The organism is Gaetbulibacter sp. S0825 (assembly GCF_011777505.1).
Lineage (GTDB): Bacteria > Bacteroidota > Bacteroidia > Flavobacteriales > Flavobacteriaceae > Pontimicrobium.
The window spans coordinates 41,264-53,517 of record NZ_JAATJT010000002.1; the positions used below are offsets into that span (position 1 = coordinate 41,264).

Consider the following 12,254-nt stretch of genomic DNA (forward strand, 5'->3'; position numbering starts at 1 on the left):
ATCCCAAATCTATATGCAAAAGACAAAACTACTATTAGGCGTTATAATAGTGCTTACTATTACATTTCTTGGTTTCCAAATTTTTGGATTGCAGGATGCTGGTAATTTAGTTAGGCCTTTATTATTGCCATTATTAACAATTTTGTATTGTATATCTAACAAATGCAAGAAATCTTACTTCTTCTATTTTTTGATATTATATTCTATTTCGGAGTTTTCAGGAGTCTTTTTTCCTTTAGCCGAAAACTCTATTTTAATTGATAATATTCTTTATTATGGAGGAAACTTATTATATATAGCTGCTTATTGTTGTTTAAGTGTTGGTATATTAAAAACAATGAATTTGCATAGCATATTTAATCGCTTTCCTTTTCATATCATTATATTAATCGCTTTAGATATCTATAGCATTATATTGGTTACCGATACAGCTTATCAAAGTGATTTTTTGTACGGTATTATTGATTATTTAATTGAATTACTTTACAATACGTCAATTATGTTCTTGTTAACTGTAGCATTGATAAATTATATAAGCAGGGATTCCAAAAAAGCAATGAACTTGTTGTTAGGAGCTATTTGTATTGTGTTTTCTGAAGTAATTCAAGTAGCCTATTTCTACGTTTCTGAGAAAAACATATTGAGTATTGTTTACTCAATTTTGCTGGTTTTTGCATTTTGCTTTTTCTACATTCAATCTAGTATGAGTTATATGAAAGCCAAAAAATACGAAGTGCTTGAAAAATTAAAAGCTTAATTTTTTGCCTATTATAGGAATTTCTTTTCGATACATATAAAGCACAATTGCAGACAAAATAAAAGTAACAACAGCAGTAATAAATAGCAAACCTCCATCATTTTTCACTTCAATACCTAATTGTATTAAATGCATCATTATAGCTCCACCAATAAGCCCAAGTGTTAATAATGCTCCAGCCCAAACAGTTTTAGGAATTAATAATAAAATACCAGCAATAAGTTCTAAGATGCCTATTCCAATTCTTCCATATGGCTCTAAACCAACGGTTTCAAAAATATAAACACTGTCTTCGTGCGCAGTAAATTTAAAACGCAGTGTTTGAATTAGAATAACTGCAATAACTATTCTTAAGATTAAAGGAATATGTTTTTTCATAATTATAAGTGTAAAGTCTTTTTAGACGACTAAAAACAAAACACTTACAATTAGAACGAAATTAAACGATTATTGTAGTACCATCTGCCGATTTATTTTTATCGCTATCAAAGTAAAAATCTATTTTACCTAAATATAAACCATAACAACCCACTTGATTAACTAATACATTTTTGCCAACACTATTTTTTTCAATAGTTGGTTTAGGTAAAAAAGTATGTGTATGCCCTCCAATGATAAGGTCAATGTCTTTTGTGGCTCTGGCAAGTGTTAAATCTGATGGTTTATTAGGGTTATTTCTGTAATTATACCCTAAATGTGATAAGCAAATTACTAAATCACAGCCTTCTTCTTCTTTAAGGATACGGCTCATATCTTGAGCAATTTCTGTAGGGTTAAGATATACAGTTTCTTTATATAAATCTTTAGTTACTAAGCCATCCAATTCAATTCCTAAACCAAAAACACCAATTTTGATACCATCCTTAACAAACGTTTTATAAGGTTTCACATGCGTGTTTAAATTGGTGTTGGAGAAATCGTAATTAGCAGAAATAAAGTCGAATTTAGCATGAGGTAATTGTGCATATAAACCATCAATACCGTTATCAAAATCATGGTTTCCAATTGTCGCTGCATCATATTTAAGCATGCTCATGAGTTTAAATTCAAGTTCACCTCCATAATAATTAAAGTAAGGGGTTCCTTGAAAAATATCGCCTGCATCAAGTAATAAAGTGTTAGGATTTTCTGTTCTTATTCTTTCAACCAAACTAGCTCTTCTTGCAACACCTCCTTTATTAGCATTTCTACCATCATCAGGGCCAAAAGGATCAATATGACTGTGAACATCGTTAGTATGTAGAATGGTAATTTTTTTCTGAGTAGTACTATTAAATGACGATAATGTTAGACCTCCTAATCCAATTAGTGCGGTACTTGCTGCTGTTTGCTGTAAAAAATCTCTTCGTTTCATTTTGGCTAATTGGTTTTAATAAATCTGTTGTCAGCTCTTAAATCAAGAGTATCTACTTTTTTGAAATAATCTATAAGTACGTTTCTAATTTTATAGTCAAGGGTATGTAATGAATCACCTTCTCTAAAAAAGCTCATATTATCACCACCATTATATAAATAGTCGTTTGTAGCTACATAATACGTTTTGTTGTCCTCTATCACTTCTCCATTAACATTAGCTTCTAATAATTCAAAATCAACATTTAATTTTATACTCATACCCGAAATTGGGTGTGCTCGTTTAGCTTTTTGGAGGTAGTTAATCATCTTTTTTACTGAAGTTCCTTTTAATCCAGTAACAACCACACTGTTTTCAAATGGCATAATTTGGTAAGCGGTTCTGCTTGTTACATCTCCTTTTGACAGAATAGACCTAATACCACCATGATTTAACATAACAATGTCAATATTGTTTCCTGTTCGGGTTTTAAATACTGGACCTGCCATTTCTTTAACAGCATCTGCCATAAAATTACCTATGGCAGTATTTAATTCGCCATCGTTTTTAGTATAAGTATCAACAGAGTAGGCTATAACACTATCTAAATCGTTATTTACATGCTCTCTAAATGGTTTAATGAAATTTTCAATGTCTTGATTTCCAGAAAGTGAGTCGTTTATTTCAATCCTTTCTCCTTCAATTCTAGTAAGATGCATTTCCTGCTTACATGACGTTATTAAGACTAACGTTAGTAAGATTATAAAATATTTCTTCTTCATTAATATTTTGTGTTAATTCTGTTACAACTTCTTACAAATATGTTATTTGTGTCACAAATGCTTTGAAAGAATATGATTCTTATAGTTTTAATCTTGTTGGTTTACTACATTTGTATAAACGCATAAATATAAATGTTTTTAAAACGATTTAAAGAAAAATCAAACCAAAAATATATTAACAATATATTAAATTCAAGGAGTGTTGTTGTAGATTCTCGAAAGATAGAATCGTTAGGTATTGTACTTTCTTTTGATGAATTTAATAATTATGAAGCGTTTAAAAGCCTCTTTAAAGAACTGAGTATATTAGAGAATAAAGTAAAATTTATCGCTTTTATTACAGATGAAAAATTAACACCAAATAGTTGGGATGCCTATTTTAATCCCAAAAATTTTGGTTGGAAAGGTAAAATTGAAAATGTGGAACTTGAAGAATTTGTAAATACAGAATTTGATGCACTTATTAGTTATTATAAACAAGATTGTTTAGAGTTGAATTTGGTAACGGCATTATCCAAAGCAAATTTTAAAATTGGTATTTCAGGAAATGATGAACGACTTCATGATTTTATAATAGATGTTACAACAGATCAAATAGAGCTTTTTAAAATGGAATTAATTAAATATTTAAAAGTACTTAATAAAATATAATGAGCACATTAATAGGAACAGGAGTTGCTCTGGTAACGCCTTTTAAAGATGATTTAAGTGTTGACCATGAGGCACTTTCAAATATTGTAAAATTCAATATTGATAATGACACTAATTATTTAGTGATAAGCGGAACTACTGGAGAAAGTGTGACAATTTCTAAACAAGAAAAGCTCGATATAATCACAACTGTTAAAAAAACCAATGCTGGAAAGTTACCCTTGGTTTTAGGTATTGGTGGTAATAATACAACAGCAGTAATTGACGAAATTAAGAATACAGATTTATCAGATTTTGCAGCTATATTGTCTGTAGCACCTTATTACAGTAAGCCAACTCAAGAAGGGTTCTATCAGCATTTCAGAGCTATTTCGCAAGTTTGCCCAATTCCAATTATATTATATAACGTACCTGGACGTACAGCTAAAAATATGTTACCAGAAACCACCTTACGATTAGCCAAGGATTTTGATAATATTGTTGCAGTAAAGGAAGCTGGAAATAATCAGCAACAGTATTTAGAGCTTTTGAAAGATAAACCAAAAGACTTTTTGATAATTTCTGGTGATGACGATTTAGCATTAGGAGTCACTCTAGCAGGAGGTTCAGGAGTTATTTCGGTATTAGGACAAGCATTTCCTAAAGATTTTTCAAGAATGATACAATTAGGCTTAGAAGGAAAAGCAGCCGAAGCTTACCAATTGCACAAGAGGTTTATTAAAATTACCAACTTAATATTCGAGGAAAACAACCCTGCAGGTATTAAAGCGGTTTTAGAAACCTTGAACTTGTGCAAAGACATAGTTAGATTGCCTTTGGTGCCAGCTACTAAAGATTTAAAACATAGAATTAATAATTACGTAGAACAGTATTAAATTACTTAAAAGTTAAATATTACTTAAACCTTATTCAATAGGGAAATGTCGTTATATTTTAGCTCAAAATAATTGTTTTTAAAATACGTTATAAATGTTTACTTTTGCATTCTGTTTAAAATCTATGAAAAGACTTGTTTACATATTTATTATCGCTATAATATTTAGTTCTTGTAGCGAATTTCAAAAAGCCATAAAATCTGAAGACATTGCTGTTAAGTTTTCAATGGGAACAGAACTTTATGATGCTGGTAAGTATAGAAAAGCACTACGTTTGTTTGAGCAAATTGCTCCTAAATACAGAGGAAAACCTCAAGCGCAAAAGTTAATGTTCATGAAAGCCATGGCACATTACAATGTTGGTGATTATTATACTTCAAATTATGAAATGGAGCGTTTTGTGAACTCATACCCAGAAAGTGAAAAAGCTGAAGAAATAGCTTTTTTGGGAGCAAAAAGTTACTATCACCTTCCTCCAATTTACAGTAAAGAACAAAAAGAAACGGTTGAAGCGATAGAAAAAGTACAAACATTTATAAACACGTATCCAAATTCAACATACTTAGAAGAAGCCAATAAAATGGTTAAAGAACTAGATTTTAAGTTGGAAAAGAAAGCATACGAAATTGCAAAACAATATCACACTTTAGGACCTCATAATAGAGATTTTGAAGCTGCTATAAAAGCTTTCGATAACTTTATACTAGATTATCCAGGAGCTACTCATAAAGAAAAAGCAATGTTTTACCGTTTAGACTCAGCTTATAAATTAGCTGTAAATAGTGTGGAATATAAAAAGAAAGAAAGAATAAACACAGCAATAGAATATTACTATTCGTTTAAAAATAGATTTGCAAGTTCAGAGTTTATCGAAAAGGCAAATGAAATGAATGCAGAATTAGTAGAATTACAAAAACAATACGAAAACAAAGGTTAATTATATAAAGATGGATTTAAAGAAAGTAAATGCTCCAGTAAACACAGAGACGTACAATAGAAATGAAATTGATTCGCCTACTGGTAATATTTATGAAGCAATTTCTGTTATTGCTAGAAGAGCAGAACAAATAAATACTGAGATAAGAAAAGAACTTATCGATAAGTTGGAAGAGTTTGCTACATACAATGACAGTTTAGAAGAAATCTTCGAAAACAAAGAACAAATTGAGGTATCAAAATTTTACGAAAAATTACCTAAGCCTCATGCATTAGCTGTTCAAGAATGGCTAAACGAAAAGATTTACTACAGAAATACTGAGCAAGATTCTCAAGAATAATTAGTGATGTCTATTTTAAGTGGCAAGAATATACTTCTAGGCATAACTGCTGGTATTGCCGCTTATAAAACAGCGTCATTAGTAAGATTATTTATAAAAGCAGGCGCGCATGTTAAAGTGGTCATGACGCCTGCTTCTAAAGACTTCATTACCCCTTTAACCTTATCAACATTATCCAAAAACCCTGTTATCACTTCGTTTACAAATGACGAAGATGAAAACGACGTATGGAATAACCATGTGGAGTTAGGCTTGTGGGCAGACTTGTTTTTAATTGCTCCAGCTACAGCTAATACACTTTCTAAAATGGCTTCAGGTAACAGCGATAACATGCTTTTAGCAACCTATTTATCAGCAAAGTGTCCAGTATATTTTGCACCAGCTATGGATTTGGATATGTACAAACATAAGTCTACTAAAAACTCATTAAAAAAACTTCAAAGCTTCGGGAATGTAATGATTCCAGCGACTAGCGGCGAATTAGCTAGCGGACTGGTTGGCGAAGGTAGAATGGCAGAACCAGAAGATATCGTTTCATTTATTGAAAACCATGTGCTTTCGGGACTTCCATTGCATCACAAAAAAGTATTAATTACCGCTGGACCAACGTATGAAGCTATTGATCCTGTTCGCTTTATTGGTAATCATTCAAGCGGAAAAATGGGTTTTGAAATTGCCAAAGCTGCATCACAGTTAGGAGCTGAGGTTATTTTAATTACTGGGCCAACACATCAAAAAGTTAACAGTAATTTGATTAAGGTTGTTCCTGTGACTAGTGCTCAAGAGATGTATAATGAAGTTCATAATAAATTTTCAGATTGCGATATTGCTATCTTATCAGCTGCAGTTGCAGATTATAAACCAAAATTTGTAGCCGATAAAAAAATAAAAAAGAAAGATTCTACGTTAACCATAGAGTTAGAAAAGACGAAAGATATATTAGGTTCATTAGGAAAAATAAAAGAAAAGCAACTATTAGTTGGGTTTGCTTTAGAAACAAATAATGAACTTGAAAATGCAATTGGAAAGCTAAAATCCAAGAATTTAGATTTAATTGTATTAAATTCGTTAAATGATGAAGGTGCTGGTTTTGGTGGTGCTACCAATAAAGTGACTATTATCGATAAGAATGAAAATAGTGTTAATTATGGCCTAAAATCTAAAGCCCAAGTTGCTATAGATATTATGCAAGAAATATTAAAACAATACCATGCGTAAACTACTACTTATAGCCTCAGTTTTTTGTTCGTTTGTTACAACATCTCAAGAGTTAAATTGCGATATTATTGTTAATGCACAACAAACTGGTAACGAAAATGTTCAGCTATTTAAAACTTTAGAAAATCAGTTAAAAGAGTTTGTAAATAATACAAAGTGGACAAGCAAGAATTTTTCTCAAAATGAGCAAATTAATTGTAGTATGGTCATAAACATAACTAGCTACAATAGTGATGTTTTCCAAGGCTCAATTCAAATAAGATCGTCAAGACCTATTTTTAACTCATCGTATAGTACACCAATTTATAATTTTAACGATAAAGATTTTTCGTTTAGGTATCAAGAGTTTCAAAACATAACCTACAACCCTAACCAATTTCAATCAAATTTAGTATCTGTTTTGGCATTTCATATTTATGTAATATTAGGTATGGATGCAGATTCTTTTGCATTAAATGGAGGAGATGAATATTACCAACAAGCAAGAACAATTTTAAGTTATTCTCAACAAAGTAATTTTAAGGGTTGGAAGCCAGAAGATGGTTTACAATCGAAGTTTGTGTTAATAGACAATTTGTTATCGCCAACATATAAAGAGTTTAGAAGTACATTATATAACTATCACATAGGAGGTTTAGATACGATGCATTTAAACCAAAAAAATGCAAAACAAAAAATTTCTGATGCCATTTCTGGGCTAGAAGCGATAAATAGAAGAAGACCAAGTTCGTTTATTATGCGCGTGTTTTTTGATGCTAAAGCAGAAGAGATTGAAAACATTTTTACCGATGGACCAAGCATTAGTATTACAGATTTGGTAGCATCTCTAACAAAGATGGCGCCTAACCACTCCAATAAATGGAGAAACATTAATTACTAAGCTCACATTACCATTTTATATTTAAATTTGTATATCATTTCTTGAAAGAGATAATGAAACTTTTTTAACCCTTAAAGTAATTATTTTTGCTAACAGCCTTATCTATAAAAAATTACGCTTTAATTGAAGATTTACAAATATCTTTCAATAATGGTTTAAGCATTATTACTGGTGAAACTGGTGCTGGAAAATCAATCCTTTTAGGAGGTTTATCTTTAATTTTAGGGAAGCGAGCAGACATTGGTAGCGTAAAAGATACTTCAAGAAAATGCGTGGTTGAAGCTACATTTGATATAGCTAATTACAACTTAAAGAAATTTTTTAAAGAGGAAGATTTAGATTACGAATCTGAAACAATTATAAGACGAGAAATTTTACCTTCTGGTAAGTCGAGAGCTTTTATTAATGATACACCAGTCAATTTAAATGTATTAGCACAATTAGGAGCTTTTTTAATAGATATTCACTCACAGCACCAAACCCTAGAATTGACGAATGACGACTTTCAATTTCAAATTATTGATGCTTTAGCTAATAATACTGAATTATTGGAAGGCTACAGTGCGGAACTAAAATCTTTTAATGCTATAAAAAACGAATTACAATCATTAAAACTTCAAAAGGCTGAAGCACTTAAAGAGTACGACTATAACTTATTTTTGTTTAATGAATTAGAAGAAGCACAATTAATATCAGGAGAATTTCAAGAATTAGAAAATGAGTATGAAACGTTAAATAATGTTGAAGAGATAAAGGAAGAATTACTATTATCAAATCAATTACTTAGTGAAGAGCAAATAGGAGTACTTAACAGTTTAACATTGCTAAAAAATAGCTTACAAAAACTGTCTAAATTGTCCAAAACGTATTCGGAACTGTTTAATAGAGTAAATAGTGCCTTAATAGAATTAGATGACGTATTTGGAGAGATTGAAAATGCTCAAGGAAATTTAGAAGCCAATCCCAATAGGCTAGAAGAAGTTAATGTAAAACTTCAAAAAATTCACAGCTTATTATTGAAACATTCAGCATCTGATATTGATGAATTAATTGCAATAAAAACGGAATTATCCAATAAAGTTTTTGCAACTGAAACTATTGATAGTCTAATTTCAGAAAAGGAAAACATTTTAAAGGCATTAGAACAATCACTTAATAAACTAGCTGAAGATTTACATAAAAAAAGGAATAAAGCTATTCCAGAATTGTCCAAACAGTTAGAGACTATACTTAAGGATCTTGGTATGGAAAATGCCAAATTCGACATTTCTGTTTTAAAAGAGAATGATTTTTACAACAATGGAAAAGACAAGCTAAGTCTCCTATTTACAGCAAATAAAGGAGGCGAATTTAGACCTTTAAAGAAAGCAGCTTCTGGTGGCGAATTATCAAGAATTATGCTGGCTGTAAAATCAATTTTGGCAAAGTATATTCAGTTACCGTCCATTATGTTTGATGAAATTGATACAGGTGTTTCAGGAGAAATCTCGAATAAAATGGCTGCAATTATGCAGCAAATGAGCAAATCTATGCAAGTGTTTACTATTACGCATTTACCACAGATTGCTGCAAAAGGCGATACGCATTTTAAGGTTTTTAAAGAAGATGTAGATAATAAAACCACTACACAAATGGTAAAATTAAATGCAGATGAACGCATTGTTGAAATTGCTCAAATGTTAGGCGGAAAGGAAATGTCAACATCTGCAATCGCACATGCTAAACAATTATTGAATTAATAGTATCTTTGTTAACTCAAACTAACTAAACATTACAAGATGTCATACAATTTATTAAAAGGAAAACGAGGAATTATATTTGGAGCATTAGACCCTAATTCTATTGCATGGAAAACAGCTGAAAGAGTTCATGAAGAAGGCGGGACATTTGTACTAACTAACGCGCCAATCGCGATGCGAATGGGGCAAATTAACGATTTAGCAGAAAAGACAGGCTCTGAAATCATTCCAGCAGATGCAACCTCACTTGAAGATTTACAAAATTTGGTTGAAAAATCCATGGAAGTTTTAGGAGGTAAATTAGATTTTGTATTGCATTCTATTGGTATGTCAGTCAATGTTAGAAAAGGAAGAGCTTACACAGACCAAAATTACGATTGGACTCAAAAAGGAACAGATGTTTCCGCTATGTCTTTTCATAAAGTCATGCAAACATTATATAAAAATGATGCTATGAACGAATGGGGAAGTATTGTAGCCTTAACTTATATGGCAGCACAACGAGTATTTCCTGATTATAATGATATGGCAGATAACAAGGCCTATTTAGAAAGTATTGCAAGAAGCTTTGGATACTTTTTTGGAAAGGATAAAAAAGTACGTGTAAACACTATTTCTCAATCACCTACCCCTACCACAGCTGGTAAAGGAGTTAAGGGATTTGATGGGTTTATAGCTTATGCCAATAAAATGTCACCCCTCGGTAATGCAACTGCTTTAGATTGTGCTAATTACACAGTTACTTTGTTTAGTGACTTAACAAAACGAGTAACACTCCAAAACTTATTTAATGATGGAGGATTCAGTAATATGGGAGTAAGCGATGCGGTTATGGATACGTTTATGGGAGAAGAGTAAGATTTATTTAAAATATTTTATTAAAGACCCTGATTTTCAGGGTCTTTTTTTGCTTTATTACTACCAGTCTTATTCTAAGCTTTTTGTCGAAATATAGAGCGTTGCTAATCGGTTTAACGTGAATTTTTTATCGTTTAACGAATAATAGTTTACAACTTCCCTTTTTTGTAGTAATATGCACTTGATTTTACCTTAATCAAATAAATATAAACTTAACAAAATTGTAATAGCATGAAAAAAATTACACTACTAGTCCTACTTATGGGGACATCTTTAATTTACGGACAAACTTATTTAAGCGAAGGTTTTGAAGGGTCTTTCCCACCAGCAGGTTGGGCGGATGTTGCTGGATCTGTGTCAGATCCAGGGAATAATTGGGCATTAAGTACTTCTGGAAATGCTAATCCCGATACTAGCGCTTCAAATTTTGGAAGTCAAGCTGCTTTTTTTAATGATTTTACTGGAACTAATGATAGATGGTTAGTTACTCCAGTAATTGATTTATCAGTTGGGGGTGTTGTATCGCCAGAGTTTACTTACTATGAAATGACTCAATATACGTTCTATGCTAATATTGGAGTATATTATTCTACTGATTATGCTGGAGATGCATCGACAGCTACTTGGGTGCCTATCAATGTTCCTGTTGATAAAGGAGCGGATGCGCAAGATTTATGGACCATTAGAGGTGCTTATGATTTATCAGCTTTAGTTGGGAATTCTAGTGTTTATATTGGTTTTAACTATCAAGGAAATGATGAATCAGAATGGTATATTGATGATGTTGTTGTTAGAGAAACCCCAACATGTGTTGAGCCTTCAGCTGCTTCAATTTCGAATATTATGTCTACTAGTGCAGATTTTTCTTGGACATCTGGTCCAGGTGGAATTGAGACACTTTGGGATGTTGAATTAGTTGATTTAACCGCTGGACAAACTCACGATGTAGATGGGGCAATAACTTCTACAGGAAGTAATCCTTATACGTTTACGTCTTTAACACCAGGGAATTCATATGCGGCTTATGTTAGAGCAGATTGTGGTGGTGGAGATAAAAGTATCTGGACTGGTCCTTATGCATTTTCACCAACAGCAAGTAACGATGATGTAGGTCAAGCACAAGTTGTAGTTCAAGACGTTAATACACCTCTTGTAACTGGTGCAACTGATATTTCGGGAACAATATCTGGAGCTAATAATGGAGCAGCCGTTGCTGGTACAAGTGGAGAAACTTGTTCTACCAGTATTACTGAAGTTGCACATTTTGACGTATGGTATGCCTTTGAAGCTAGAACAGATGGTGTTATGGTATCATTGGAAGCTAATTTTGATGCGGTATTAGTTTTATATTCAGGAACTCCGGGAAGTTTAGTACAAGTAAGTTGTGATGATGATGGAGGGAGTTCTCCATTAACGGAAGAGATTTCGGCTTCAGGTTTGTCTGCTGGAACAACATATTATATTAGAGTTCATAAATTTGATGCAGCTTCACCAGGAGACCCATCGTTTACATTAAACGTTTGGTCTTCTGAAACATTATCTAATGATGACGTTGAAGATAATGCGGTTGAGTTTAGATTATATCCAAACCCAGTACAAGACAAGCTTAATTTAAGAGCTCAAGATAATATCGAAAATGTATCTATTTATAATATGTTAGGTCAAGAGGTTTTACGTCAAGCACCTAATAAAAGTTCAAGTGAAGTAGATATGTCTGCTTTACAAGCTGGTTCTTACTTTGTAAAAGTTACTATAGACGGAGTAACTGAAACTAAGCAAGTGATAAAAAGATAATATCTTAATTATATAAAATTAAAAGCCTCGTTTTTCGAGGCTTTTTTTATGCACTATTTTTAGCAATTTAATATCTGTGCTTTCGTTACC

General features: G+C 31.8%; 13 protein-coding genes. 10 read left to right on the forward strand and 3 right to left on the reverse strand.

The window, feature by feature from the left end; translation table 11 throughout:
- Nucleotides 1-13: 13 nt before the first annotated feature.
- Nucleotides 14-757, forward strand: a complete 744-nt coding sequence (locus HB672_RS07720; protein ID WP_167610523.1) for a hypothetical protein — start codon at nucleotides 14-16, stop codon at nucleotides 755-757.
- Here the strand turns inward: HB672_RS07720 and HB672_RS07725 are convergent.
- The 3 genes from HB672_RS07725 to HB672_RS07735 form a co-directional block, all read right to left on the reverse strand.
- The gene (locus HB672_RS07725) at nucleotides 746-1,135 is read right to left on the reverse strand and encodes a DoxX family protein (RefSeq protein WP_167610525.1); all 390 of its coding nucleotides are present in this window, start codon (nucleotides 1,133-1,135) and stop codon (nucleotides 746-748) included. The genes HB672_RS07720 and HB672_RS07725 overlap by 12 nt on opposite strands.
- Before the next feature lie 61 nt (nucleotides 1,136-1,196).
- A complete protein-coding gene (locus tag HB672_RS07730) occupies nucleotides 1,197-2,111 on the reverse strand; it encodes a metallophosphatase (RefSeq protein WP_167610528.1) in 915 nt (304 codons plus the stop codon).
- Nucleotides 2,112-2,116: 5 nt separating this feature from the next.
- Complete coding sequence (locus HB672_RS07735) at nucleotides 2,117-2,872, reverse strand: 5'-nucleotidase (RefSeq protein ID WP_167610531.1); 756 nt, start codon at nucleotides 2,870-2,872, stop codon at nucleotides 2,117-2,119.
- 132 nt (nucleotides 2,873-3,004) lie between these two features.
- On the opposite strand from HB672_RS07735, the gene HB672_RS07740 reads away from it, so the two are divergent.
- From HB672_RS07740 to HB672_RS07780, 9 genes are all read left to right on the forward strand, one after another.
- The gene (locus HB672_RS07740; protein ID WP_167610534.1) at nucleotides 3,005-3,523 is read left to right on the forward strand and encodes a hypothetical protein; all 519 of its coding nucleotides are present in this window, start codon (nucleotides 3,005-3,007) and stop codon (nucleotides 3,521-3,523) included.
- Nucleotides 3,523-4,398, forward strand: a complete 876-nt coding sequence (dapA, locus tag HB672_RS07745) for a 4-hydroxy-tetrahydrodipicolinate synthase (RefSeq protein WP_167610537.1) — start codon at nucleotides 3,523-3,525, stop codon at nucleotides 4,396-4,398. The genes HB672_RS07740 and dapA overlap by 1 nt, the downstream gene beginning before the upstream one ends.
- Nucleotides 4,399-4,522: 124 nt before the next feature.
- Nucleotides 4,523-5,335, forward strand: a complete 813-nt coding sequence (gene bamD, locus HB672_RS07750) for an outer membrane protein assembly factor BamD (protein ID WP_167610540.1) — start codon at nucleotides 4,523-4,525, stop codon at nucleotides 5,333-5,335.
- Between the two features lie 10 nt (nucleotides 5,336-5,345).
- Nucleotides 5,346-5,675, forward strand: a complete 330-nt coding sequence (locus HB672_RS07755) for a DNA-directed RNA polymerase subunit omega (protein ID WP_167610542.1) — start codon at nucleotides 5,346-5,348, stop codon at nucleotides 5,673-5,675.
- A gap of 6 nt (nucleotides 5,676-5,681) precedes the next feature.
- Nucleotides 5,682-6,893 carry a bifunctional phosphopantothenoylcysteine decarboxylase/phosphopantothenate--cysteine ligase CoaBC gene (gene coaBC, locus HB672_RS07760; protein ID WP_167610545.1) on the forward strand — a complete coding sequence of 404 codons (1,212 nt, stop codon included), beginning with the start codon at nucleotides 5,682-5,684 and terminating at the stop codon, nucleotides 6,891-6,893.
- Nucleotides 6,886-7,773, forward strand: a complete 888-nt coding sequence (locus tag HB672_RS07765; protein WP_167610548.1) for a DUF4835 family protein — start codon at nucleotides 6,886-6,888, stop codon at nucleotides 7,771-7,773. Before coaBC ends, HB672_RS07765 begins: the two co-directional genes overlap by 8 nt.
- Nucleotides 7,774-7,859: 86 nt before the next feature.
- Complete coding sequence (gene recN, locus HB672_RS07770) at nucleotides 7,860-9,512, forward strand: DNA repair protein RecN (RefSeq protein ID WP_167610551.1); 1,653 nt, start codon at nucleotides 7,860-7,862, stop codon at nucleotides 9,510-9,512.
- 39 nt (nucleotides 9,513-9,551) lie between these two features.
- Complete coding sequence (locus HB672_RS07775; protein WP_167610554.1) at nucleotides 9,552-10,370, forward strand: SDR family oxidoreductase; 819 nt, start codon at nucleotides 9,552-9,554, stop codon at nucleotides 10,368-10,370.
- A 231-nt stretch (nucleotides 10,371-10,601) separates the two neighbouring features.
- Nucleotides 10,602-12,164, forward strand: coding sequence for a choice-of-anchor J domain-containing protein (locus HB672_RS07780; protein ID WP_167610557.1), 1,563 nt, complete (start codon nucleotides 10,602-10,604; stop codon nucleotides 12,162-12,164).
- Nucleotides 12,165-12,254: the final 90 nt, after the last annotated feature.